Raw genomic sequence first — 26,241 nt, 5'->3', positions numbered from 1 at the left:
AAAATCCTCATCAATCCATCATCTCGGCGTAAATTCGCCGGGATTTTTTTACGGCGGCCCATCCGCATCTGGCATGATACGTGCATCACGTTGGCCGAGCGGGGAGTAGTCCTGCTGTAACAGGGGAAGCGGAGAGACATTTTCTCATGAAAAAGATCGAAGCGATCATTAAGCCCTTCAAGCTCGATGAAGTGAAGGAAGCCCTTCAGGAAGTCGGTTTGCAGGGTATCACCGTGACGGAAGCGAAGGGCTTCGGCCGTCAGAAGGGCCACACGGAACTTTACCGTGGCGCCGAGTACGTCGTCGACTTCCTGCCGAAGGTGAAGGTCGAAGTCGTATTGGCGGATGAAAATGCGGAAGCGGTGATCGACGCTATCCGCAAGGCTGCGCAAACCGGCCGTATCGGCGACGGAAAGATTTTCGTCTCCAACATCGAAGAGGTCATTCGAATCCGCACCGGTGAAACTGGCATAGACGCCATTTAACCCGCCCGGCCTTTTCGGCCGCGGCTAAAAATCGTCATCTAAGTCAAGGGAAGAGAAATTTAATGACGACGGCAAGCGAAATTCTCAAACAGATCAAGGATAACGACGTCAAGTTCGTTGACCTGCGCTTCACCGACCCCAAGGGCAAGCTGCAGCATGTCACGATGGACATCGTCTGTGTCGATGAAGACATGTTCGCCGATGGCGTCATGTTCGACGGCTCCTCGATTGCAGGCTGGAAGGCCATCAACGAATCCGACATGGTGCTGATGCCTGACACGGACACGGTCCACATGGATCCGTTCTTCGCGCAGTCCACCATGGTCATCCTCTGCGACATTCTGGACCCGGTCTCCGGCGAAGCTTACAACCGCGACCCGCGCGGCACCGCCAAGAAGGCGGAAGCCTACCTGAAGGCCTCCGGTATCGGTGATACCGCCTTCTTCGGTCCGGAAGCCGAATTCTTCGTCTTCGATGACGTCAAGTACAAGGCCGATCCTTACAACACCGGCTTCAAGCTCGACTCCAGCGAATTGCCCTCCAACGACGACACGGATTACGAAACCGGCAACCTCGGTCACCGTCCGCGCATCAAGGGCGGCTACTTCCCGGTTCCGCCTGTCGACAGCGCGCAGGACATGCGCTCGGAGATGCTGACCGTTCTCTCGGAAATGGGCGTCGTCGTCGAAAAGCATCACCACGAAGTTGCTGCCGCCCAGCACGAGCTCGGCATCAAGTTCGACACGCTGGTGCGCAACGCCGACAAGATGCAGATCTACAAGTATGTCGTCCACCAGGTCGCCAACGCCTACGGCAAGACGGCAACCTTCATGCCGAAGCCAATCTTCGGCGATAACGGCTCGGGCATGCACGTTCACCAGTCGATCTGGAAGGGCGGCAAGCCGACCTTCGCCGGCGACGAATATGCTGGCCTCTCCGAGAGCTGCCTCTACTACATCGGCGGCATCATCAAGCATGCCAAGGCGATCAATGCCTTCACCAACCCGTCGACGAACTCCTACAAGCGTCTCGTCCCAGGTTACGAAGCTCCGGTTCTGCTTGCCTATTCTGCTCGCAACCGTTCCGCCTCCTGCCGTATTCCGTTCGGCTCGAACCCGAAGGCAAAGCGCGTCGAAGTCCGCTTCCCGGATCCGGCAGCAAACCCCTATCTCGGCTTCGCAGCCATGCTGATGGCAGGCCTTGATGGTATCAAGAACAAGATCCATCCCGGCAAGGCCATGGACAAGGACCTCTACGATCTGCCGCCGAAGGAACTGAAGAAGATCCCGACGGTTTGCGGCTCGCTGCGCGAAGCGCTCGAAAGCCTCGACAAGGACCGCAAGTTCCTGACCGCCGGCGGCGTCTTCGACGACGACCAGATCGACGCGTTCATCGAACTGAAGATGCAGGAAGTCATGCGCTTCGAAATGACCCCGCATCCGGTCGAATACGACATGTACTATTCGGTCTGATACCCAAAGCGAAAGCCCCGGCTGGCCGGGGCTTTCTTCATGCAGGCGAAGATGCGGCGGCCCCTTCTCCTGATCGCGATCCTTCCGTTGGAACGCGGAACTCGTGCATAGCACTGTCACCCGATGCGGGGCGAGAACGGCCGGCGGAATGTGACAGTTCAATGAAGGAGTGGGGGCAAAATCCTTGATATCAGCGGTGAAAGTCACCACATGATTGCTTGAAAGGAAGTCGTGCCATGAAACAACGAGACGCAAAATTCAATATTGGCGACGTGGTTCGACACCGGATGTTCCCCTTCCGCGGTGTCATCTTCGATGTCGATCCGGAATTCGCAAACACCGACGAATGGTGGAATTCCATTCCGGCGGAAGTGCGGCCCAGCAAGGATCAGCCCTTCTATCACCTTCTCGCCGAAAACGACGAGACTGAGTACGTCGCATACGTGTCGGAACAGAATCTGATCAGTGACGAGAGCGGCGTTCCGCTCCGCAATCCACAAGTCGATCAGATCTTCGACAAGGCGCCGACCGGACAGCTCAAGCCCAAGATGAGCTTTGCCCACTAAGCGCCAGTCAAACCAATCTTATTTCCGAAGGGAAGGCATCCCAAGGCCTTCCCTTTTCATTTGTGCGGCGTGGCTCATGGGAGCAACCGCAAAGAAAAAGCCCGGATTGCTCCGGGCTTTTTCTTTTATGAGATGATGAATTTCCGCAAGCTTACTGCGCTTTGGCGGCCTTCTGGGCGTCTTCCAGCTTCTTGCGTGCTTCCTCAGCCTTCTTCTGCATGCTGTCCTGCAGGCTCTTCTGGCTTTCGGCAAGCTTGGAGTCGGAGATCGCCGGGCCGTCAAAGGCGGCGCCAAAGCCGGTCAGCGAAATCTTGATCGGGTTTGGTGCGCGGCGGAAGTTGATCGAGGTGAAGGTCACATCGGTCCCCTTCTTCAGCGAAGCGACCATAGCGTCGGTCACAGGCACTTCCGCGGTGCACTTGTCCGGAAGGCAGACGGCGTAATCGAGCTTCTGGCCCTTGCCGCCGTCAATCTGCATGGTAATGCCGGGCGGGATCAGGCGAGCCGTCGGAACGGAAATCTGCAGGATCTTGCGAGTGACCTTGCCATCGACGGAGATGAGGCCGACTGCCGTCACCAGCTGGCCGTTATTGGCCATGATGAGGTTCTGCACGATGCAGATATCGGCATCATCCTGCTTGGCGCAGGTTTTGTACCAGCCCAGACGTGGTTGATTGGGATCGCCACCGCCATCAGCGGGAGCAGCGTTGGACGCATCCTGAGCGAAGGCAGCTGCCGGGAGCGCCGCACCGATCATGAGAGCCAGAGCAGAAAGACCTGCCCTCATTTTGTTGTCAGTCTTGAACATCATAGCGAAACCGCCTCCTGAAATCCGCTGCGGGACGACAGCGCGCCGTCCCATGCCATTCGGGTCAAACCGTCGTCCACCTGTCGAATGAATAAGGCAAATGCATGACCCGGGAAACCCGGCCCCCCTGTTACATCGCACCGACGCGGATATCCAGCTTTTCTTTGGCCTTTTCTGCCGAGACCCAAGAATTCCGCGGTCGCGTGTTGAATTCGGCACGCTCGTGATAAGGTTCGGCCGAATCGTAGCCCTTACCGGAAAGGATGCCATGCGAGCGCTCCGGATCGCTGTCTTTGTATTTTTCGCAGCATTATGCAACGCCGCCGCGGCGCAACCACTCTACGGTATCGCCATGCATGGAGATCCGGTTCTGCCGGCGGATTTCAAGCATTTTCCCTACGTCAATCCGAACGTCAAAAAGGGCGGCCGCATCAGCTACGGTGTCGTCGGCACCTTCGACAATCTCAATCCGTTCATCCTGAAGAGCATGCGCACGACGGCGCGCGGCATGTGGGATCCGGAATTCGGCAATCTCATCTATGAGCCGCTGATGCAGCGCTCCCGCGACGAACCGTTCACGCTCTACGGGCTGCTCGCCCAGACTGTCGAATGGGACGAGAGCCGGAGCTACATCCAGTTCAATCTCAATCCCGATGCAAAATGGTCGGACGGCCAGCCGGTCACGCCCGAAGACGTGATCTTTACCTTCCAGCTGCTGCGCGACAAGGGGCGCATACCAATGTCGTCTTGGCTCGACACGATCGGCACGATCGAGAAGGTCGGCGATCATGGCGTGCTGATCCGCTTCAACGACAAGGCCAATCGCGAAACGCCGCTGATCATCGCCTCATCGCTGCCCATCCTGCCGAAACACGCCACCGATCCTGACAGTTTTGAACGCACCACGCTCAGCATCCCGATCGGCTCCGGCCCATACCGGGTGAAGAGCGTCGATCCCGGCCAGCGAATCATTTTCGAGCGTAATCCCGACTACTGGGGCAAGGATATTCCGGCGAAGGTCGGCGTCGACAACTTCGACCAGATCGTGGTGAACTACTTTTTGCAGGACACGACCGTGTTCGAGTCCTTCAAGAAGGGCGATATCGATATCTATCAGGACGGCAGCCCGGCCCACTGGCAGCAGGCCTACGATTTTCCGGCTGTTACTTCCAGAGCCGTCGTCAAGGAGGTCTTCACCCCCAAGCTGCCGAGCGGCATGCTGGGCTTCGTCTTCAATGCGCGCCGGCCGATCTTTGCAAACAAGAATGTCCGCAAGGGCCTGGCGCTCGCCTTCGATTTCGAATGGTTCAATCGCAACCTTGCTTCCGATGCCTATACCCGCACCGAAAGCTACTGGCAGAATTCCGATCTTTCGTCCTTCGGCGTCCCGGCCGATGCCAACGAGCTCGCCCTGCTCGGGCCGATCAAGGACCATATCGATGCAGACGTCCTCGACGGCACCTATAAGCTGCCCGTCAGCGACGGTTCCGGCCGTGATCGTTCGATCCTGCGCAAGGCCGTCAATTTCCTCAAGCAGGGCGGCTATGCGATCAAGGGGGAGCGCATGGTCGACAGCGCCGGCCGGCAGCTCAGCTTCGAGATCATGACGCAGAATGCGGACCAGGAACGCATCGCCATCGCCTACCGCCGCTCGCTGGCCTTGCTTGGCATAGCCGTCACCATCCGCACCGTCGACGATTCGCAGTATCAGCTGCGAACGACCAACTACGACTACGACGTGATCATCAAATCCTACCCGTCGTCGCTGTCGCCTGGTATCGAACAGGTAGGCCGATGGAGCTCGGGAGCCGCGAAAACGCCGGGCAGCCTGAACTTCGCCGGTGTCGCTGACCCGGACGTCGATACGCTGATCAATCATTTCCTGACGGCGAAGTCAGCGGAAGATTTCCGCGACGCCGTGCGTTCCTTCGATCGCATCCTGATCTCCGGCTACTACGTCGTGCCGCTCTACCATATCGCGCAGCAATGGGTGGCGCGGCGAAGCCATATCGCCCATCCCGCGGCACTGCCGCTCTATGGCTATCAGCTGCCCGTCTGGTGGGACGCATCCGCACAATAAGTGCGCTGCGTTGACGCCGGTTCCCTTTCGGTAACCGGTTGAAGCCATCGGCGCAAAGACCTAGATGGTGGGGACAAGCCGAAAAGCGAAAGGACAGAGCCATGGAACGCATCACGATCGATATCGTCTCGGACGTCGTTTGTCCGTGGTGCTATCTCGGCAAGGCCCGGTTGGAGCTGGCCATCGCCGAAGTACAGGATGAGGTGGGCGTCGATCTCAACTGGCGGCCCTATCGACTGAATCCCGACTATCCGTCCGAAGGCGTCGACCAGAAGAAGGAATTGGCAAAGAAGCTCGGCGGCGAGGAGCGCGTCGCTCAAGCCCACAAGATGCTCAGCGATCTCGGCCGCGAAGTGGGCATCAAGTTCGATTTCGACGCCATCAAAATCGGTCCGAACACGCTCGACGCACACCGCCTCATCCACTGGGCCGGCACCGAAAACCGCGAGACGCAGGAAAAGGTGGTCAACGCCCTCTTCAAGGCCAATTTCGAGGAGGGTCGCAACGTCGGCGACCACGCGGTTCTGCTCGAGATCGCCGAAAAGGCCGGGCTCGACAGCTCCGTCATCGCAGCGCTGCTCGCCTCCGACGCCGACCGCGACCTCATCATCGGCGAAATCGACGCCGCCCAGAAGATCGGCGTTAACGGCGTGCCCTTCTTCATCTTCGACCAACAATACGCCGTCAGCGGCGCCCAGACGCCGGATGTGCTGGTCGAGGCGTTGAGGGATATCGCCAAGATGAAGGCCCAGGCGCGGGCTGGGATGAATTGATCGAGGCTCACCTTCAACATCAGGCGGCAAGTGTTATCGCCGCTTCTTGAGGGTTAGGTACCCCAAAGCGCCACCTGCAGTCGTCGCGTGATTTCGGCACGGCGCCTTCCCCGAATATGAAGCGGCAGCTTGCGCGATTGCATTCCGACAAGACAAACTCTTAAATAGGCTCGATCAAGAGACTGCACTCGGGGCGAGCGCATGGAACCAACGCATTTATTCGAGTTGGTGATCGCGATGTTTGTAGCGATCATCGCGCTTCACTACGCCGCTCACCGGTTCGGAATGCCGCCCTCCGTGGCGCTGCTTGCGGGTGGCGGGCTGCTTGCCTTCTTGCCGGGCCTGCCGACGATCGAAATTGATCCGGCTCTGGTGCTGGTCATCTTCCTGCCGCCTCTGCTTATGGACGGCGCGTGGTCCATCTCCCTTGGCCGCCTGCGCCGCCATATGATCGGGATAGCCTCGCTCGCCGTCGGTGCGGTTTTCTTCACTTGCGCCATCGTGGCCGTGGTGACCCACCTTCTGTTCCCGTCGCTTCCCTGGGCAGCTTGCGCGGCACTCGGAGCGATCGTTTCGCCACCGGATGCAGTTTCCGCTCGGGCGATCCTCGAGCGTGTAAAGCTGCCCCGACGTCTTCAAATCCTGCTGGAGGGTGAAAGCCTGCTCAACGACGCGAGCGGTCTGGTGCTCTTCCGCTTCGCCATCGCTGCTGGAGTTACCGGTGCCTTCAGCGCAGTGGATGCGGTGGGGAGCTTCTTCCTGTTGGCAATCGGCGGTGCCGTCGTCGGCATCGCCGTCGGCACAACATGGGTCATGTTCGTGCGCCGGTTAGGTGACGAATATCTGATTATCGCCGCCACCGTTCTCCTGGCGTGGATCTCTTATCTACTCGGCGAATTGATCCATGTTTCGGGTGTCATCGCGACCGTAACCACCGGTCTGATCATGAGCTGGCACCAGCATACCGTCCTGTCGGCTTCGACACGCATGCGCGGTTCGTCATTCTGGACCGTCATCGTCTTTCTGATGGAAGCCACGGTTTTCATATTGATTGGTTTATCCCTGCGAGGGGTCGTTGAACGCGGTGGCGGATTCGAGGTTGTGCTCGCAACGATGGGATTGCCGATACTCGTGATCCTGATCGCACTCGCTCTCGCGCGCTTTGCGTGGGCGTTCGGATCCGACTTCGTCATCAGGCTGTGCAATCTGCTGGGAGTTGAGCGATACACGCCGCTTGGGTTCCGCGGCGCAACCGTGCTGAGTTGGGCGGGCGTCCGCGGCGTGGTCACGCTTGCCCTGGCGCTAAGCGTGCCTGAAAGCTTCCCGGGCCGCGACTTCATTCTGGTGACGTCGTTTGCCATCATTCTTGGGACCGTGCTTTTGCAAGGCACCACGCTAGGGTACGTGATCAAGTGGTCGCGGTTGACGGAGCCAGAGTCGGCCAAAGTTCGCTTCACCATGAGCCAGGCCGAAGCCGCCATGGCCCAGGCGCAATGGGCGACCATCCAAACGCTGGCTTATGACAGCGAGGGTAATCTTATTCACCCACAGTTGCTGCAGCGCTATCAGGTCAGAGCCGAGAAGATTGCCGATTATGCCGAGCGCACGGACCACTACACGCCGATGCTCCAAGCCCATTTCGATGTTGTTCTGCAGGCGGTCGCGACTGGCCGCCGTGAACTCATACGGCTTCACCGGGCTGGCGATATCGACGATGAAACGCTCCACGAACTGGAACGAGACCTTGATTTGGAAGAACTGAGCGCGATTTCCGCAAAATCCTAATGGCTTTTAAGCGCCGGCAGCACTCGGCCCAGATACGCCCACAATTCTACTTCGCCAGTTCCGCCAGCTGCGTCATCACCACAGCCGCCCCCTGCAGCCGCTTTTCCGGCGTCGGCAGATCGCGGGTGAGGAATACGCTATGGTCGGGGCGGATCTTTGCCATGGTGCCCTGCTTGGCGATATAGCCGACGAGGTTGGCCGGGTTCGGGAATTCCTTGTTGCGGAATTGCACGACGACGCCCTTCGGGCCGGCATCCAGCTTCTCGACATTGGCGATGCGGCAGAGCGACTTGATGTAGACGATCTTGAGGAGATGCTGCACCTCGATCGGCATTTGTCCGAAACGGTCGATCATTTCGGCACCGAAACCGTCGATCTCCTTGATTTCGGTGATTTCGCCCAGACGGCGGTAGAGCGCCATGCGCAGATGCAGATCCGGCACGTAATCGTCCGGGATCATGACCGGCGTACCGACGGAAATCTGCGGTGACCAGCCGGTGTCCTGGATCTCGTCGACGCCCTTGACCTCGGCGACGGCCTCCTCGAGCATCTGCTGGTAAAGCTCGAAACCGACTTCCTTGATATGGCCTGATTGTTCCTCGCCGAGCAGATTACCGGCGCCGCGGATATCCAGATCGTGGCTCGCAAGCTGGAAGCCGGCGCCGAGCGTATCCAGCGATTGTAGCACCTTCAGGCGGCGCTCGGCCGTCGTCGTCAGGACCTTGTTGACCGGCAGGGTGAAGAGCGAGAAGGCGCGCACCTTGGAGCGGCCGACACGGCCGCGAAGCTGATAGAGCTGCGCAAGGCCGAACATGTCGGCGCGATGGACGATCAGTGTGTTGGCCGTCGGCACGTCGAGACCGGATTCGACGATGGTCGTGGAGAGCAGCACGTCATAGCGGCCTTCGTAGAAGGCATTCATGATGTCCTCCAGCTCGCCGGCCGGCATCTGGCCGTGCGCAACCGCCACCTTCAGCTCCGGTACATCCGATTGCAGGAAGGCATGGATATCGGCGATATCGGCCAAGCGCGGGCAGACATAGAAGCTCTGGCCGCCGCGATAATGCTCGCGCATCAGCGTCTCGCGGATGACGAGCGAATCGAAGGGAGAGATGAAGGTGCGCACCGCCATGCGGTCGACCGGCGGCGTGGTGATGAGCGACAATTCACGCACGCCCGTCATGGCCAGCTGCAGCGTCCGTGGGATCGGCGTCGCCGACAGCGTCAACACATGCACGTCGCTTTTCAGATCCTTCAGCCGCTCCTTGTGCTTGACGCCGAAATGCTGCTCCTCGTCGATAACAAGCAGGCCGAGATTGGCGAACTTGATGCCGGCGCCGAGCAGCGCATGCGTGCCGACGACGATATCCGTCTTGCCTTCGGCGACTTCCTTCTTTGTCAGCGCCAGCTCCTTGGCACCGACAAGACGGGATGCCTGCTGCACGCGGATCGGTAGCCCACGGAAACGCTCGGAGAAGGTCTTGAAATGCTGGCGGGCAAGCAGCGTCGTCGGCACGACCACGGCGACCTGCGCGCCGTTCATGGCGGCGACGAAGGCGGCGCGCAACGCCACTTCCGTCTTGCCGAAGCCGACGTCGCCGCAGACGAGGCGATCCATCGGCCGGCCGGCGCCAAGATCGTCGCGCACCGCCTCGATGGCGTTCATCTGGTCTTCGGTTTCATCATAGGGGAAGCGGGCGGCGAACTCGTCATAGAGGCCGTCCGGGGCGCTGAGCACCGGCGCATGCCGCGTCAGGCGTTCGGCCGCGACGCGGATCAAGGCGCCGGCCATGTCAAGCAAGCGCTTCTTGAGCTTGGCCTTGCGCATCTGCCAGGCGCCGCCGCCGAGCTTGTCGAGCTGAGCCTCCGTGCCCTCACCGCCGTAGCGCGACAGGAGATCGATGTTTTCGACGGGCAGGAACAGCTTGGCGTCGTCGGCATAGCGCAGCTCGAGACAGGCATGCGGAGCGCCGGCTGCCTCGATGGTCTTGAGGCCGACGAAACGGCCGATGCCGTGTTCGGCATGGACGACGATCGAGCCTTCGTCGAGGCCGGCCACTTCCGAGATGAAATCGGCGGCGCGCTTGCGCCGCTTGGAGCGGCGAACCATGCGGTCGCCGAGGATGTCCTGCTCGCCGATGATGATGAGATCGCCGGCCTCGAAGCCTGCTTCCAGACTTAGGACTGCAGCCGCCGCCTCGCCTTTCGCCAAACCACCGAGGTCCTTGAAAGCCTCGATCGTCTTGACGCGTGCCAGCCCATGCTCGGCGAGCACTTGCAGCAGGCGGTCGAGCGAACCCTCGGTCCAGGCCGTAATCAGCACCTTGCCGCCGGAGGCGCGTTTGTCAGCGATGTGCTTGACGACGGCATCGAAGACGTTGACGCGTTCGCTATCGGCGCTCTCGGTCGCCGAGCGTGCCCAGCGAGGCCCTTGCCGGGCGTCGATGCTGACGACACGGCGAGCCTCGCCCTCGTGCTCGTTGAAAGGCGATATGCGGATGGCGCTGAAGGCATCCAGTGCCTTGCCGAAGGTGCTGGCATCGAGATAGAGCTGACTAGGCGTTACCGGCTTGTAGGGCGTGCCCTGCGACATCTGGCTCTTGGCCGGCTGTCCGGAATTGAGGCGCGCGTCATAATAGTCAAAAACGAGCTTGGAACGCTCCTCGGCCGCTTCGCGCACCGTGTGATCCGTCACCAGCCGGAAGCCCCTCAGATAGTCGAAGACCGTCTCCAGCTTCTCGTAGAACAGCGGCAGCCAATGTTCCATGCCGGCATAGCGGCGCCCTTCGGAAACGGCGACATAGAGCGCATCGTCGCGCGTCGCGGCGCCGAAGGCGGAGAGATAGTTCTTGCGGAAACGGCTGATCGTATCCGGCGTCAGCGTGACCTCGCTCATCGGATTGAGATCGAGGGAGCGGACCTGCCCTGTCGTGCGCTGGCTGGCCGGATCGAAGCTGCGGATGCTTTCCAGCGTATCGCCGAAGAAATCGAGACGCACCGGCTCTTCCGTGCCCGGAACGAAGACATCGAGGATACCGCCGCGCACGGCATATTCGCCGACCTCGCGCACGGTCGCGACGCGTTCGAAACCATTGCGCTCCAGACGGCCGGCAATGTCGTCCATGCGGAGTTGATTGCCTGACCTCGCCGAAAACGCCAGGCTTTCGATGATGTCCTGCGGCGCAACCTTCTGCAGCATGGCGTTGACGGTCACCAGCACGATCGCGGCATGCGGCTTGTGATGATAGGCAATCAGGCCGGAGAACGCGGCCAGGCGGCGGGCTGACGTGTCGGAACTCGGCGAAACGCGGTCATAGGGAAGGCAATCCCAGGCGGGCAAGGTCAGTACCGGAATCTCGGGCGCGAGAAAGCCGAGCATCTGCTCGACATCGGCCATGTGCTGCCCATCAGACATGACATAGGCGATCGGCTGACCGGCTCTTGCCAGCTCCGCAAGCAGGAACGGTTCCATGCCGGCCGGGACATGACCGACCGTCAGCGGCTCGCTTGCGGCGAGCAGTTTCTTCGCATCGAAACCGGGAATCATCTGGTTATGCCGAACCTTTCAGCGATCTCTTCGAAATCGGGCTTGTAGGACGCCAGGCGCTGGAACAGGGGGGTCTGCAAATGTTGTGGTGTCGGCTCGGTTCCGAGTATCCACTTGACGAGATCGTTGTCTTCCTCGTTCATGATGCTTTCGAGCTCATCGAGATCGGCTTCGGCCAATCCCGGCAGCTCGTTATCGGCGAACTGGCCGAAGACCAGATCCATCTCGCGGATGCCACGATGCCAGCAGCGGAAAAGGATGCGCCGGCGGCGAGGATCGAGATCGGCACTGCTGAGGGTCAGCCCAGTCATCAAAAACACCTTCATGTTGATGCGTCTCTATAAAACCAGCGTTGAAAGGTGGGAACCGATTTTTCTAAAAAAAGCATCTCGAGCGTAATTTTCCGGGGAGTGTTCGGCTCAATCGGGTCGAGTTCGCGGCCGCCCCTTGCCAAATCCACCCTGCCCGTCGCATTTTGCCCGCCATGCGTCCCGCCATCCTCGATCCCTTGTTCGCCTCCATATCTTCGCTGCCCGGCGTTGGGCCGAAGGTATCCGAACTGCTGGTCAAGCTGCTCGACCGCGAAACGATCGACGATTGCCGTGTCATCGACCTGCTGTTCCACGCGCCGCACTCCATCATTGACCGGCGCGAGCAGCCAGGCATTGCCAGAGCGCCGCAAGGCGCGATCGTCACCATTACCGGCCGGGTCGACCGCCACCAGCCGCCGCCGAACGCGCGCAGCAATGTGCCCTATCGTGTCTTCCTGCATGACCAGACAGGGGAACTGGCGCTGGTGTTCTTCCGGGGCAAGGCGCAATGGCTCGAAAAACAGCTGCCGATCGATGAGACGGTGACCGTCAGCGGCAAGGTCGATTGGTTCAACGGCCGGCCGTCGATGGTGCATCCGGACTACATCATGCGCGAGAGCGAAGCGGAAAATCTGCCGCTGGTCGAGCCGGTCTATCCCCTGACTGCCGGCCTCTCGCCAAAATTCCTGCGCAAGACCATCGAAGCCGCGCTGCCGCGCATGCCTGAACTGCCGGAGTGGGACGATCTTGCGCTTGCGCAGAAGCAGGGCTTTCCCTCGATCTCAGACAGCTTCCACATGCTGCATGCGCCGCGAGACGCGACCGATATCGATCCGCAGGCAACTGCACGCCGCAGGCTCGCCTATGACGAATTTCTGGCTGGGCAGCTGTCGCTCTCCCTCGTACGCCAGCGGCTGCGCAAGGTCGCGGGACAGCCGGTGCATGCGACCGGGGAAATCAGTAGCAAGATATTGGAATCCCTGCCCTTCTCGATGACCAACAGCCAGCGCGAGGCCGTCGCAGATATTCTCAAGGACATGGCCGGTACGGAGCGCATGCTGCGGCTGCTGCAGGGGGATGTCGGCGCGGGCAAGACGCTCGTGGCGCTGATGGCGATCGCTGCCGTGATCGAGAGCGGCGGCCAGGCCGTGTTCATGGCACCGACCGAAATCCTCGCGCGACAGCATCACGCAACGATCTCAAAATTCGCAGCCAATGCAAATCTTTCCGTCGAGGTTCTCACGGGCCGAACCAAAGGTCGCGAGCGCGACGCCATCCTGGAGCGCATCGCCTCCGGCGAGGCGCAGATCATCATCGGCACGCATGCGCTGTTCCAGGACAGTGTCGCCTACGCCAATCTAATGCTGGCTGTGGTCGACGAGCAGCATCGCTTCGGCGTCCACCAGCGCCTGCGGCTTACAGCGAAAGGCATCTCGCCGCATATGCTTGTCATGACCGCGACGCCCATCCCGCGCACGTTGGTGCTTGCCGCTTTCGGCGACATGGATGTTTCCAAGCTCACCGAGAAGCCGGCGGGACGTAAACCAATCCAGACGATCACCATCCCGACGGAACGAACGGGAGAGATCGTCTCGCGGCTGCAGAGCGCGCTCTCGGAAGGCAAAAAAGCCTATTGGATATGCCCACTTGTGGAGGAATCCGAAGAATCTGATTTAATGTCCGTGGAGGAGCGGCACGCGACATTGACGAGCGCGCTCGGCGCTAGCGTCGGCCTCATCCACGGCCGGATGAGTGGTCCTGATAAGGACGCTGTCATGATGGCCTTCAAGAATGGCGAGATCCGGCTGCTCGTGGCAACGACTGTTGTCGAAGTCGGCGTCGACGTGCCCGATGCGACGATCATGGTTATCGAACATGCCGAGCGCTTCGGTCTGGCGCAACTACACCAGCTGCGCGGCCGCGTAGGACGCGGCGACGAAGCCTCCACCTGCATCCTGCTTTACAAGGGGCCATTGGGCGAAACCGGCCATGCCCGGCTGTCGATCATGCGCGACACCGAGGACGGCTTCCGCATTGCCGAGGAGGATCTGAAGCTACGCGGCGAAGGCGAGCTTCTGGGCACACGCCAGTCGGGTACGCCGGGCTTTCGCATCGCCAGTCTCGAAGCCCATGCCGATCTTCTGGAAATCGCCCGCAAGGATGCCGCCTATATCATCGAGCGCGATCCGGAGCTGACCGGGGAACGCGGCATGGCGGTACGCACCCTGCTCTATCTCTTCCGCCGCGACGAGGCGATCCGGTTCCTGCGAGCGGGATGAACGGATGGACGCGCAAGCCGCGTCCATCACTCTTTCAAAAGGCTTACTTGGCGGCAAGACCAGGAATGGTCACCTGGAACACCTGGAACATGGTGTCGACATCGGCTCCGCCATCGCCCTTGTAGGCAGCACCGACCTGGAAGCCATCCTGGGTCAGAAAGTCGTTGTCATTGGCGACGAACAGGAAGTAGTCATCGGGCAGCTTCGGATCCATGACGCTCAGGAGCGACATGGCTTCCCATTTTTCCGAGAGGTTATTGCGGTCGTTCGGAGCGCCATTGTGAAGGCCGAAGCGGGAGAGATCGGCATCATCGTTGATGTCGATAAACTGGCTGACCGTCGCAGACTTCACGGACGCATCGAGAACGCCCTTCGGAGCGACGGGCTTGTCGGCATCGAACTTGCTGCCGGCAATGTCAGTGGCGGCGGAGATATCGACGACAACAACGCTGCGATAGAGCGACTTGTCGCCCTTCAAGCCGTAGCCGTTGTTGCTGTCGCGTGCCAGCATCAGGAAGGTCTGCGGCGAGAGCGCAACAATCTCGCTCTGGGCTGCAACGGCCGTCTTGCCCTTGGCGTCCGTGAAGACCGGCAACGGCACGACATATTCGTGTACCAGCTTCAGATGCGCGGGATCGGCGGCATCATAGACCAGTGCGCGCGTATTCTGTCGGGTCGAGCTGGAATCGCCGCCATCCTGGCGCGTCGCCGACTGCAGAACGGCGATCAGGAACTTGCCGTCAGGCGTCAGGGACATGCCTTCGAGACCCTGGTTGTTCTGGCGGCCGCTGGTCGGGTCCTTCGGATCAGGCGTGGATTCGCCAGGGCCTGGATTGTTGGAGGCGAAGTTGACGGCGCCATGGCGCATCGGCAGCAAGGCATCCGGCGGAGGGGTCGCGGACATCATGCGTCCGTCAGCGGCGAAACGGTAGATATAGGGGCCGTATTCATCGCTGATGAACATCGTGCCGTCGGGCAGGCGCGCGATGGCTTCCGTGTCGAGCGAGACCTTGCCATTCGGCGCTTCCGGCAGCTGCGGCATGGCCCCTTCCGGATGGCGGATACCGTCGGCGGGGTCGAGACCGGTGGTGTCGGCGCCCTTGTCGTCCTTCAGCAGCGTGGTGTCCGCAAGCTTTGCATCGACACCGGACTGTTCCTTACCGGCTGCCGGCGTCGCACCGGGCGCGACCGGGCTCAGATTGACGTCGATGGTGTTCAATCGCGGGCGATAGTCCGTCGTGCCGACGGCGTTGTAGCCGCGGTCCGGCAGCAGCCACAGCGATCCCTTGTAGGTGCCGTCAGCATTGCGGGTCCAGCTTTTGGCATCGATGGACATGCCCGAGCCAGAGCCGAAGGTCTCGCCGAACTTGTCGCGTAGGTTGGCCGGAATACGGCCCACGGCAACACGTCCCTTGTTGACGAGCGTGGTACCTCCGACCGCTACGGAACTGTCGGCATGCGCTGCGAGCGGCGCTGTGAAAACGAATGCGGCAAGCGCTGCTGACAGCAGCGGCAAAGTCTTTGAACGCAAGTCTCTCAAGACAATATCCTCCTGATAAAAAACCGAATGGAGACAACGGTATCCACACGCGGCTTGATAGAAGCCGTATCGAAGATAGCGTCCGGCACATGCGTCCCGAACATTCGATAATGAGATACCCATTGCCTGTCCCAAGGACGATCTAAGACGTCAACATGATAGAGACGTGACAATTCGCGCATGGCGCGAGAATAGGCTGTCGACGATAGCGGAAAGAGCGATTTCTAGGTCAGAGACTTCATCGGAACCGGCGCGCGCAGGCCCTTCATCGCGACCAGCTCTTCCTTGTATTCGGGCGAAACCAGGCCGCCGGAAATCAGAAGCTTGGCGCCATCCTCGGGGCTCATGTCGAGAACCGTGATCTTTTCGCGCGGCACGAAAACCAGGAATCCGGCTGTCGGCACCGGTGTCGGCGGCAGGAAAACCGCCACCATGTCATGACCCATGGCGTTGAATTTCGAAGCAATCTCGCCCTTGGCGTCGGTCGATATGAACACCATGGACCAGAGGCCCGGGCTTGGATATTCGATCAATCCCACCTTCTTGAACGACGTGCCCTGCTCCTTCAGCACTGTCTCGAAGATCTGCTTGACGCTCTTGTAGATGCTTCGCACGAGCGGAACGCGATTGACGATCGACTCTCCGAAGCGGACGATGCTCTGCCCGATCAGGTTCTTGGCCAGGAAACCGACAACCGTGATGAAGATCATCGCGATCACGAGGCCAGTGCCGGGGACGGCGAAATTCAGATAGCTTTCAGGGTCGTAGCGTGCGGGAATATAGGGCCGCACCCAGCTATCCGCCCAATGCACAACAGACCACGTGAGCCAGAGCGTGATGGCGATAGGAGCGCAGATGATCAGGCCGGCCAGGAAGTTGTTTCTGATCCGCGTCGTCACGGACATTTTGATGAGTTTTTCAGTCATTCGCCGTTCGAAAACTCCGTTCCGCCGCCTACCGCTATCAGGCAATTCTCCCCCACCCTCTCCTTCAAGAAGCGTGCCAGAAATTAGCGCGGCACACAACCCGCCAGTCCCGCCGGCGCACCGAACAGACGGCCGACTCACGACGACGTGACCGCAGGATGAAAGGAAGTGGCGCCCTACTCTACCGTCACCGATTTGGCGAGGTTGCGCGGCTGATCGACGTCCGTGCCCATGAAGACGGCGGTATGGTAGGCCAGCAGCTGTATCGGCAGCGAGAAGATGATCGGGGCGATGATTTCGTCAACCACAGGCAGGCTAATGGTCGCCATGGTCGGCAGCGTCGATGCGGCGGCACCGGCATCGTCGGTAATGAAGATGATCCGGCCGCCGCGCGCCGCCACCTCCTGCATGTTGGAAACGGTCTTGTCGAAGAAGCGGTCATAGGGCGCGATGACGATGACGGGCATGTTCTCATCGATCAGCGCGATCGGCCCATGCTTCAGTTCGCCGGCCGCATAGCCTTCGGCATGGATATAGGAGATCTCCTTCAGCTTCAGCGCTCCCTCCATGGCAAGCGGGAAGCTGGTGCCGCGGCCGAGATAGAGCACGTCCTTGAACTTCGAAATCTCGCGCGCGAGGCTTTCCATCTGCGGCTGGATGATGTTCAGCACGCGCGCCATGATGCGAGGCATCTCGACCAGGTGGCGCACCATCTCCTCCTCCTCCTTGGCGCTCACCGTGCCGCGGGCAACGCCCGCTCCGATCGCCAGAGAGGCAAGGACGGCGAGCTGGCAGGTAAAGGCCTTCGTCGAGGCGACGCCGATTTCCGGGCCGGCCAGGATCGGAAACACGGCATCGGATTCACGCGCGATGGTCGATTCCCTGACATTGACGATGGCGCCGATCTTCAGGCCGTTATCCTTGCAATAGCGCAGTGAGGCCAGTGTATCGGCCGTCTCGCCGGATTGAGAGATGAACAGCGCTGCCTGCGAGGGCGACAAGGGCATTTCGCGATAGCGGAATTCGGAGGCAACATCGATCTCGACGGGAATCCGGGCATAGCGCTCGAACCAGTATTTGCCGATCAGACCGGCGAGATAGGCAGTGCCGCAAGCGGAGATCGCCAAGCCGGAAACGCTGCCGAAGTCGATCGCCGAGGCAGTCTGACGGACGCGATGGCTGACGAAATCGACATAATGGCTGAGCGCATGCGAGATCACCTCCGGCTGCTCGTAGATTTCCTTTTCCATGAAGTGGCGATGGTTGCCCTTGTCGACCACATAGGCGGTTGCCTGCGAGATCTGCCTTGGCCTGCTCACCTCGTTGCCGCTGAAATCGATGATCGTCGCGCCGTCGCGCGTGACGATCGCGCAATCACCGTCGACGAGATAGGTAATCTCGTTGGTGAACGGCGCGAGAGCAATAGCGTCCGAGCCGAGGAACATCTCCCCGCTGCCATAGCCCACGGCGAGCGGCGGGCCGGAGCGCGCCGCCAGCAACGTGCCGGGATCGCTCTGGAACATCACGGCCAGCGCATAGGCGCCGGTGACGCGGTTCAGCATCTTCAGCATAGCGGTACGCGGATCGAGGCCACTCTGAACATACTTGGCCAGGAGATGAGCTATGACTTCGGTGTCCGTCTGCGAAGCGAACACCTTGCCCTCGGCCTTCAATTCCTCACGCAATTCGGAGAAGTTTTCGATGATGCCGTTGTGGACGACGGCGACACCCTCGACGAAATGCGGATGGGCGTTGGTTTCATTCGGAACGCCGTGGGTCGCCCAGCGCGTATGGGCAATACCGGTCGTGCCGGGCAGAGGTTCGGCCTCCAGCCGCTTTTCCAGATTGAACAGCTTTCCTTCCGCGCGGCGGCGATCCATCATGCCTTCGTGGATGGTGGCGACGCCGGCCGAATCGTAGCCGCGGTATTCGAGGCGCCGCAGCGCATCCACCAAACGGCCCGCTACAGGCTTCGTCCCGACGATCCCAACAATGCCGCACATACAACTCTCCGTCTGGCCTCAAATTTGAAGGCAAGTCCTAGCTATTCTACCAGTTTTCACAATTGCCACGATGGTCACTTTCGGTTTCCAACCGTTACGCGACCATCTACTTTAGGCTTAGTGGCTGGCCTTCTTGGCGGCTTTGATGGCGAGTGCCCTCTCGCGCACGAGCTTGGCGCGCTCGGGCTTCACCTCCTGCCGCGCCCGGCCGAAGGCCAGTGCGTCCGCCGGGACGTCATCGGTGATGACGCTGCCGGAGGCAACGTAGGCGCCGTCGCCGATGCGCACGGGTGCCACGAGCGACGAATTGGAGCCGACAAAGGCGTTGGCGCCGATATGCGTCTCGTGCTTGTTGACCCCGTCGTAGTTGCAGGTGATCGTGCCCGCACCGATATTGCTGCCGGCACCGACAGTCGCATCGCCGATATAGGTCAGATGATTGACCTTGGCGCCCTCGCCGATCTTGCCGTTCTTCACTTCGCAGAAATTGCCGACCTTGGAGCCGCTGGCGAGATCTGCGCCGGGGCGCAACCGCGCGAACGGCCCGACCGTCGCTCCGGCGCTGACATGCGCGCCCTCGATATGCGAGAAGGCATGAACGACCGCGCCTCCCTCGATGACGCTGCCGGGGCCGAACACGACGTTCGGTTCGATCAGTGCATCCTGGCCGATCACGGTGTCATAAGCGAGAAACACGGTTTCCGGCGCAATCATGGTGACACCCGACAGCATCAGCTCGTGACGCCGCCGCTCCTGCCAAAGACGCTCAATGACGGCAAGTTCGGCCCGGTTGTTGCAACCGGTCATCTCCACTTCCGGCGCATCGACAGCCACGGTGCGACCGCCGAGCGAGCGAGCGATTTCAACGAGATCGGTGAGGTAATATTCGCCCTTGGCATTGTTGTTGTCGATGCGGTCAAGCAGATCGAGCGCCTTGCGGCCGTTGATCGCCATCAGGCCGCTGTTGCACCAGGTGACCGCCAGTTCGGCATCCGTCGCATCCTTCGCCTCGCGTATGGCAATCAGCTCGCCATCCTTGACCAGCAGCCGACCATAGGCATTGGGATTATCGGTGTGAAAGCCGATGACCACGATATCGTTGCCTTCGGCGAGCCCCTGGCGGGCGGCGCGCAGCGGCACGTCGGTGAGCAGCGGCACGTCTCCATAGGCAACGAGAATGTCGTCATAACCTCGAGCGATCGCCTCGCGCGCCGCAAGCACGGCATGGCCGGTGCCAAGGCGCTCTTTCTGCAGATAGGATTCCACCTTGACGCCGCCGATCGCCGCTGCCGCGCTCACCTCATCGGCATTGCGCCCCACGACCAGTGCCGCTGCCGAAATATCGGTCTTGGCGATCGACTCCATCACATGCGCGATCATCGGCCGGCCGGCGATCGGATGCAGAACCTTCGAGATCGATGACTTCATGCGGGTACTGTCGCCGGCAGCGAGGATGATGGCGAGGCAGGTGCGTTCCATTTCAGGCTCCGAGATAAACATCAGGCGCCGCCCGTGACCGGGCGCTGTCCCCTCATAGCAACTAGTCGAGCGGTGAACTACGGCGAAATTAGAAGTAGCTCCTACGCCTCGACAAGAGCCGAGAAAGCTTCCAGGACATGTTGACGTCCGTCGATGATGACGAATTCCATGGCCTTGTGCGCCGCCAGAGCATCATGCGCTGCAATGGCTTCGACGATGGCCATATGCGTGTCGGCAATATTGCTAAAGCCGTTGCTGGAGGGTGGCGCACTCATGCGGAACATGCCGACCAGCGCAGCCTCGATAAGCCCGCCGAGCGAGCGCATGAAAGGATTTTGCGAGGCCTCGGTGATGGCCAGATGGAAATGCAGGTCGGCAACGGCAAGACTGTCGGACGTATGATGCGGGGCAGCCATGGAGGCCGCAAGCCGCCGCAGCAAATCGATGTCCTCGCGACTGGCCCGTTCCGCCACCAGGCTGGCGGCGAAAGGCTCGAACGCCATGCGTATATCGTAGAGGTGGAGAAGAAACTCCTTGTTGACCCCGCTTTCGAAATGCCAGTTGAGCACTTCGTTGTCGAACATGTTCCAATAGATCTTCTCGGTGACACGCGTGCCGACACGCGCACGCGGCACGACCATGCCCTTCGCCGCCAAGGTCTTCATGCTTTCGCGCAGAACAGTGCGGGATACCTTGAATCGCTGCAGAAGTTCGCTGTCGCCCGGAAGGATGCTGCCGATCGGGAAGGCGCCGGAGACAATTGCCTTGCCGAGATCGTCGACGACCTGTGCGTGGCTCGTCCGCGACTTTCCCTCGGGTTTTCTCGTATCAAGCATTCGGCTGCGCAAGCACTCTGTCCTTCCCTCAGACGTAACGTCGATTGAAACGGGAAAGCAGCAGAAGGCCTTTCTGCATCAGAATAAAAGCAAACAGCAATAAGCCGATCAATATCTTCGTCCACCAGCTGGAAAGCGTTCCATCGAAGGTGATGTAGGTCTGAATCAAGCCCTGTATGAGAATTCCGATGAGTGTTCCTCCAACGAACCCCGCTCCTCCCGTCAGCAGTGTTCCGCCTATGACCACGGCGGCGATAGCGTCGAGCTCGACGCCGACCGTGGCAAGCGAATATCCTGCTGATGTATAGATGGAAAAAACGATTCCGGATAGACCGGCGAGAAAGCCCGACAGGGCGTATATCCGGATCGTCGTGCGGCCGACCGGAACACCCATGAGCTCGGCCGTCTTCACGCCGCAACTCTCGGCTTTGTCGCCGGAGCGCAATTGGTGCGCAAGTGTTAGCTCGCCTGTGGGGACGCGCAGCCTGACCTCAACGATGATATCCTCCCAAAGGCCCATCTCCTCAGGCCCGCAGTCAAAAAATCATATAGTAATACTTTTGTAAATCGGTATTCGATGATGCGATGCAACAAAAAGGGGCGCCACAGGCGCCCCTTTTCAACTTAAGCTATTTCGTCTGCCTTACTTCGAAGCAGGCAGCTTGTCGTCGACGCCTTCGATGTAGAAGTTCATGCCGAGCAGGGTGCCGTCATCGGCCTTTTCGCCGGCCTTCAGCCAAGGCGTGCCGTCCTGCTTGTTGATCGGGCCGGTGAAGGGTGCGAGTTCACCGGACTTGATCTTGGCTTCGGTCTCCTGGGCCATCTTCTTCACGTCGTCGGGCATGTTGGTGTAGGGCGCCATCTTGAGGATGCCGTCCTTCAGGCCGTCCCAGTTCTGCTCGGACTTCCAGGTGCCGTCGAGCAGCGCGTGAACGCGCTTGGAGTAGTAATTGCCCCAGGTGTCGACGACGGCGGTCAGCTGTGCCTTCGGGCCGGCGGCGATCATGTCGGAAGCCTGACCGAAGGCATGGATGCCGCGCTCTTCGGCCACCTGCATCGGTGCGGTCGTGTCGGTATGCTGGGTCAGGATATCGACGCCCTGGTCGACCATGGCCTTGGCCGCATCGGCTTCCTTGCCCGGATCGAACCAGGTGTTGACCCAGATGACCTTGAGCTTGAAGCTCGGATCGATCGAGCGGGCGCCCTGCTCGAAGGAATTGATACCCATGACCACTTCCGGGATCGGGAAGGAAGCGATGTAGGCGGCGCCGTGGTTCTTCGACGTCTTGGCAGCGATCTGACCCAGGATATAGCGGCCTTCATAGAAGCGCGAATTGTAGGTGGCGAGATTCGGGCCGCTCTTGAAGCCGGTCGCATGCTCGAACTTCACCTTCGGGAACTTGGCCGCAACCTTGACGGTCGCATCCATGAAGCCGAACGAGGTGGAGAAGATCAGAGAGCAGCCGGAACGAGCGAGACGCTCGATAGCACGCTCGGCATCGGGGCCTTCCGGTACGTTTTCGAGATAGGGCGTATCGATCTTGTTGCCGAACTCCTTCTGGATCTGCTGACGGCCGAGATCGTGCGCCTGCGAGTAACCGCCATCCGTGTGCGAGCCGACATAGACAAAGCAGACCTTGGTCGGCGCCGCTTCGGCCGCAGCAGCGAAGCCAACGATGGCAGCGGCTGACGTGGCGAGTGCGAGTGCTAGTTTTTTCATGGTTACCCCTGTTGGTTTGACATGTTTTTACAAAAATCCGTCCGGCTGTTTGTCCTCAGCGCTCCGGAACGAAGGCCTTGCCGAGCGACGCTGGCGTGTTGATCAGGGTCGCGCGGCGATTTTGAGAGATGATAACGAGAACCACAATAGTCGATGCATAGGGCAGCATCGACAGGAACTGCGAGGGAATGCCGACGCCGAAGCCCTGTGCGTGAAACTGCAGGATCGTCACGGCGCCGAAGAGATAGCCGCCGGCCATGACGCGCATCGGCCGCCAGGACGCGAAGACGACGAGCGCCAGCGTCACCCAGCCGCGGCCGGCAGACATGTTCTCGACCCATTGCGGCGTATAGACCAGCGACAATTGCGCGCCGGCAAGCCCCGCGCAGCCGCCGCCGAACATGACGGCGAGATAGCGCGTGCGGATGACATCGATGCCGAGGGCATGCGCGGAGCCGTGACTGTCGCCGACGGCACGCAGCTTCAGGCCGGCGCGGCTGCGGAAGAGGAACCAATTGACGCCGACGACCAGAGCGATCGAGAGATAAAAGGTCAGGTCCTGCTTGAACAGCACCGGCCCGATGAGCGGAATGTCCGATAGCAGCGGAAAGACGATTTCTTGCAATTGCACCCCGGGCACGCTGACATAGCCTTCGCCGATCATGCCGGAGAGGCCGAGGCCGAGGATGGTCAGCGCAAGGCCGGTGGCGACCTGGTTGGTCACCAGCGTCAGGGTCAGGAACCCGAACAGCAGGGAAAACAGCGCGCCGGCGATGATGCCGGTGACGAGGCCGACATAGGGCGAGCCCGTCATCTGCGCGCCGACGAAGGCGGCGACCGCGCCCATGATCATCATGCCTTCGACGCCGAGATTGAGCACGCCAGAGCGCTCCACCACCAGCTCGCCGAGGCCGGCGATGACGAGCGGTGTCGAGGCCGTGATAATGGTCAGGAGGATCGCTTCGAAGACACTCATGCCGCACCTCCCCGAACCCGCGACCAGATCAGCCGGATCTTATAGTAGATCAGCGTATCGCAGGAGAGCACGAAAAACAGCAGCAGCCCCTGGAAGACGCTCGCCGCCTTGGCGGAAATACCGGGCGACAATTGTGCCGCCTCGCCGCCGAGATAGGTCAACGCCAGCACGAAGCCGGAAAGGATCGCACCGAGCGGGTTGAGACGGGCCAGGAACGCAACGATGATGGCGGTGAAGCCGTAGCCCGGCGAGATCGCCGGCTGCAGATGGCCGATCGAGCCGGCGACCTCGGAAATGCCGGCAAGGCCCGAGAGCGCGCCGGAAAAGAGGAAGGCGAACCAGACCATTTTCCGCGAGGAGAAGCCGGCGAACCGCCCTGCCCGAGCCGATTGGCCGAGCACGGTTATCTCGAAGCCCTTCAGCGTATATTTGATCATGAACCAGGCAAGGATCGCCGCAACGACGGCAAAGACGATACCCCAATGGGCGCGGCCGGAATCCTCCCAGATCGCCGGCAGCACCGCCTCCGGCGGAAAATCGATGCTCTGCGGAAAATTATGGCCCTGCGGATCACGCCACGGTCCGCGTGACAGCCAATCCAGAAAGAGCTGTGCGATATAGACGAGCATCAGGCTCGTCAGGATCTCATTGGTGTTGAAATGCGCCTTCAGCAGCGCCGGAATGGCGCCATAGAGCGCGCCGCCGATGGCACCGGCGATCAGCATCAAGGGCAGGACCATCGGCGAATGCCAATCGGTGAAGACGATCGGAATGAAGGAGCCCGTGACCGCGCCGATGGAGAACTGGCCTTCCGCCCCGATGTTCCAGTTGTTGGAGCGGTAGCAGACGCAGAGGCCTACGGCGATCAGGATCAGCGGCCCGGCCTTGATCGCCAGTTCGTGCAGCGACCAGACCTCCAGCAGAGGCTCGACGAAGAAGGCGTTTAGCGCCTCCACCGGATCCTTGCCCATGACGGCGAACATAATCGTGCCGGCGATCAGCGCCAGCGCGAGAGCAAGCAGCGGCGATAGAAGACCGAACAGTTTCGAGACCTGCGGGCGCTTTTCAAGTTCAATGCGCATGCGCGGGCTCCGATTGCGTCCTGGATTCATGCAGGCCGCTCATCAGCAGGCCGATCTTTTCGCGGGTGAGTTCGCCGGCAGGGTATGAAGCTGAAAGCCGGCCTTCCGAGATGACGGCGATATCGGTCGCCACTTCGAAAATCTCGTCCAGGTCCTGGCTGATGACCAGCACGGCCGAGCCATCGCGGGCAAGATCGACGAGCGCCTGACGGATGCGGCTTGCGGCCCCAGCGTCCACTCCCCAGGTCGGCTGGTTGACGACCAGCACGCTCGGCTGGCGATCCAGCTCGCGGCCGACGATGAACTTTTGCAGATTGCCGCCGGACAACGCGCCGGCCGCCGGATCCTCGCCGCTCTTGCGCACATCCATCGCTTCGCAGATCCGCTTGGCAGCCTGCTTGACGACGCCGTGCCGGATGATCTTGAGGAAACGGCCACGCAGAAATGCCTTGCGGTCCGATTGGTTGCGCGCCAGCACGAGATTGTCCGACAGCTTCATCGCCGAGACGGCCGCGTGGCCATGGCGCTCCTCCGGCACGAAACCGGCACCGAGCAACCGGCGTGCATTGATGCCCTTGGTGCCGACCGCCTGGCCGCGCACATGGATCAGATCGTCCGATGGGACGGTGTATTCGCCGGAAATGACGTCGAACAGCTCGCCCTGCCCGTTTCCGGCAACGCCGGCGATCGCGAGAATTTCGCCGGCCCGCACGCGCAGCGAAACATCCTTCAGCGACATGGCAAAGGGAGTCCGTGATGGCACCGACAGGCCCGCGACTTCCAATTGGATCTCACCCGTCTTCCCAAGTCCCTCATGCTGCACGCTGGCGACGTCACTGCCGACCATCATGCGCGCAAGCGAACCCGTCGTTTCCTGCCGCGGGTCGCAGGCGCCGGTCACCTTGCCGTGGCGAAGCACGGTGGCGCGCGAACAGATGCGCTGCACTTCTTCCAGACGATGGCTGATGTAAAGCACCGAACGCCCTTCGTCCCTCAGCTGGAACAGCGTCTCGAACAGGCGATCGGCCTCCTGCGGTGTCAGCACGGAGGTCGGCTCGTCGAGAATGATCAGCTTCGGATTCTGCAGCAGCGCACGGACGATTTCGATGCGCTGGCGCTCGCCGACGGATAGATCGGCCACATGCGCATTCGGATCGAGCGGCAAGCCATAGGCTCGCGACAGCCTCGCGGCCTCCTCCGATATCTTCGCGATCGGGATCTTGCCGTCGAGCGACAGCGCGATATTTTCGGCAACCGTCAGTGCCTCGAACAGCGAGAAATGCTGGAACACCATGCCGATGCCGAGCTTGCGGGCCGTGCCCGGTGCGTCGATCGCAACGGATTGGCCCTGCCACACTATTTCCCCATGCGTCGGCTCCAGCACGCCGAACAGCATCTTCACCAGCGTGGATTTGCCTGCGCCGTTCTCGCCGAGCAGAGCGTGAATTTCGCCCGGCTGGATTTCCAGATCGATTTCATTGCAGGCAGCAAAACTACCGAACAGCTTCGTCAGTTTGCGAACCGATAGTAACGCACCGGTTGCCGGCACATCAGATGACGACACGTTCCCCTC

At 60.7% G+C, this 26,241-nt stretch carries 19 protein-coding genes and 1 pseudogene; 7 read left to right on the top strand and 13 right to left on the bottom strand.

Translation table 11 applies throughout. The annotated features are described in order from the left end of the window. The first annotated feature begins 146 nt into the window (after positions 1 to 146). The 3 genes from JTP94_RS21770 (at position 147) to hspQ (ending at position 2,523) form a co-directional block, all read left to right on the top strand. Positions 147 to 485, top strand: coding sequence for a P-II family nitrogen regulator (locus JTP94_RS21770; protein WP_003579240.1), 339 nt, complete (start codon positions 147 to 149; stop codon positions 483 to 485). A 62-nt stretch (positions 486 to 547) separates the two neighbouring features. Further along, entirely contained in the window at positions 548 to 1,957 is a 1,410-nt protein-coding gene (gene glnA / locus JTP94_RS21765; protein WP_204852544.1) for a type I glutamate--ammonia ligase, read from the top strand. Positions 1,958 to 2,193: 236 nt separating this feature from the next. Beyond that, positions 2,194 to 2,523 carry a heat shock protein HspQ gene (gene hspQ / locus JTP94_RS21760; protein WP_034505053.1) on the top strand — a complete coding sequence of 110 codons (330 nt, stop codon included), beginning with the start codon at positions 2,194 to 2,196 and terminating at the stop codon, positions 2,521 to 2,523. Positions 2,524 to 2,674: 151 nt separating this feature from the next. Here hspQ and JTP94_RS21755 read toward each other — a convergent pair whose 3' ends face one another. Then, positions 2,675 to 3,334, bottom strand: coding sequence for an invasion associated locus B family protein (locus JTP94_RS21755; protein ID WP_204852543.1), 660 nt, complete (start codon positions 3,332 to 3,334; stop codon positions 2,675 to 2,677). A 265-nt stretch (positions 3,335 to 3,599) separates the two neighbouring features. Between JTP94_RS21755 and JTP94_RS21750 the strand changes: the two genes are divergently transcribed. The 3 genes from JTP94_RS21750 (at position 3,600) to JTP94_RS21740 (ending at position 7,969) form a co-directional block, all read left to right on the top strand. Then, positions 3,600 to 5,411 (top strand): extracellular solute-binding protein, encoded by a 1,812-nt coding sequence (locus JTP94_RS21750; protein WP_204852542.1) that lies wholly within the window; start codon positions 3,600 to 3,602, stop codon positions 5,409 to 5,411. Between the two features lie 101 nt (positions 5,412 to 5,512). Continuing rightward, entirely contained in the window at positions 5,513 to 6,184 is a 672-nt protein-coding gene (locus JTP94_RS21745; protein ID WP_204852541.1) for a DsbA family oxidoreductase, read from the top strand. A 201-nt stretch (positions 6,185 to 6,385) separates the two neighbouring features. Next, positions 6,386 to 7,969: a Na+/H+ antiporter gene (locus JTP94_RS21740; protein WP_204852540.1), complete on the top strand. Its 1,584-nt coding sequence runs from the start codon at positions 6,386 to 6,388 to the stop codon at positions 7,967 to 7,969. Between the two features lie 46 nt (positions 7,970 to 8,015). On the opposite strand, the gene mfd is transcribed toward JTP94_RS21740, so the two are convergent. Further along, entirely contained in the window at positions 8,016 to 11,516 is a 3,501-nt protein-coding gene (mfd, locus tag JTP94_RS21735; protein ID WP_204852539.1) for a transcription-repair coupling factor, read from the bottom strand. Beyond that, positions 11,513 to 11,827, bottom strand: a complete 315-nt coding sequence (locus JTP94_RS21730; protein WP_204852538.1) for a succinate dehydrogenase assembly factor 2 — start codon at positions 11,825 to 11,827, stop codon at positions 11,513 to 11,515. Before JTP94_RS21730 ends, mfd begins: the two co-directional genes overlap by 4 nt. Before the next feature lie 173 nt (positions 11,828 to 12,000). Here JTP94_RS21730 and recG point away from each other — a divergent pair, with 173 nt between their 5' ends. Beyond that, positions 12,001 to 14,106, top strand: coding sequence for an ATP-dependent DNA helicase RecG (recG, locus tag JTP94_RS21725; protein ID WP_204852537.1), 2,106 nt, complete (start codon positions 12,001 to 12,003; stop codon positions 14,104 to 14,106). Between the two features lie 43 nt (positions 14,107 to 14,149). Here the strand turns inward: recG and JTP94_RS21720 are convergent, their stop codons facing one another. The 10 genes and pseudogenes from JTP94_RS21720 to JTP94_RS21675 form a co-directional block, all read right to left on the bottom strand. Beyond that, entirely contained in the window at positions 14,150 to 15,646 is a 1,497-nt protein-coding gene (locus JTP94_RS21720) for an esterase-like activity of phytase family protein (RefSeq protein WP_204852536.1), read from the bottom strand. Between the two features lie 224 nt (positions 15,647 to 15,870). Next, complete coding sequence (locus JTP94_RS21715; RefSeq protein WP_204852535.1) at positions 15,871 to 16,572, bottom strand: DUF502 domain-containing protein; 702 nt, start codon at positions 16,570 to 16,572, stop codon at positions 15,871 to 15,873. 176 nt (positions 16,573 to 16,748) lie between these two features. Next, positions 16,749 to 18,575: a glutamine--fructose-6-phosphate transaminase (isomerizing) gene (gene glmS / locus JTP94_RS21710; RefSeq protein WP_204852534.1), complete on the bottom strand. Its 1,827-nt coding sequence runs from the start codon at positions 18,573 to 18,575 to the stop codon at positions 16,749 to 16,751. Positions 18,576 to 18,692: 117 nt separating this feature from the next. Further along, positions 18,693 to 20,054, bottom strand: a complete 1,362-nt coding sequence (gene glmU, locus JTP94_RS21705; RefSeq protein ID WP_204852533.1) for a bifunctional UDP-N-acetylglucosamine diphosphorylase/glucosamine-1-phosphate N-acetyltransferase GlmU — start codon at positions 20,052 to 20,054, stop codon at positions 18,693 to 18,695. A gap of 101 nt (positions 20,055 to 20,155) precedes the next feature. Beyond that, positions 20,156 to 20,890: a FadR/GntR family transcriptional regulator gene (locus JTP94_RS21700; protein ID WP_246755176.1), complete on the bottom strand. Its 735-nt coding sequence runs from the start codon at positions 20,888 to 20,890 to the stop codon at positions 20,156 to 20,158. Positions 20,891 to 20,918: 28 nt separating this feature from the next. Further along, positions 20,919 to 21,305, bottom strand: a pseudogene (locus JTP94_RS21695) (ABC transporter permease subunit); the annotation flags it as partial. Between the two features lie 228 nt (positions 21,306 to 21,533). Continuing rightward, positions 21,534 to 22,610, bottom strand: coding sequence for a BMP family ABC transporter substrate-binding protein (locus JTP94_RS21690; RefSeq protein WP_204852531.1), 1,077 nt, complete (start codon positions 22,608 to 22,610; stop codon positions 21,534 to 21,536). A 55-nt stretch (positions 22,611 to 22,665) separates the two neighbouring features. Next, positions 22,666 to 23,586 (bottom strand): ABC transporter permease, encoded by a 921-nt coding sequence (locus JTP94_RS21685; RefSeq protein ID WP_204852530.1) that lies wholly within the window; start codon positions 23,584 to 23,586, stop codon positions 22,666 to 22,668. Beyond that, the gene (locus tag JTP94_RS21680; RefSeq protein WP_204852529.1) at positions 23,583 to 24,668 is read right to left on the bottom strand and encodes an ABC transporter permease; all 1,086 of its coding nucleotides are present in this window, start codon (positions 24,666 to 24,668) and stop codon (positions 23,583 to 23,585) included. The genes JTP94_RS21685 and JTP94_RS21680 overlap by 4 nt, the downstream gene beginning before the upstream one ends. Then, the gene (locus tag JTP94_RS21675; RefSeq protein ID WP_204852528.1) at positions 24,658 to 26,232 is read right to left on the bottom strand and encodes an ABC transporter ATP-binding protein; all 1,575 of its coding nucleotides are present in this window, start codon (positions 26,230 to 26,232) and stop codon (positions 24,658 to 24,660) included. The genes JTP94_RS21680 and JTP94_RS21675 overlap by 11 nt, the downstream gene beginning before the upstream one ends. Between the last annotated feature and the right edge of the window lie 9 nt (positions 26,233 to 26,241).

This window comes from Martinezella lusitana, from assembly GCF_016901135.1.
GTDB classification, from domain to species: Bacteria; Pseudomonadota; Alphaproteobacteria; order Rhizobiales; family Rhizobiaceae; genus Rhizobium; species Rhizobium lusitanum_D.
The sequence above is the reverse complement of the archived record's forward strand: the minus strand, read 5'-3'. Positions and strand labels throughout refer to the sequence as shown.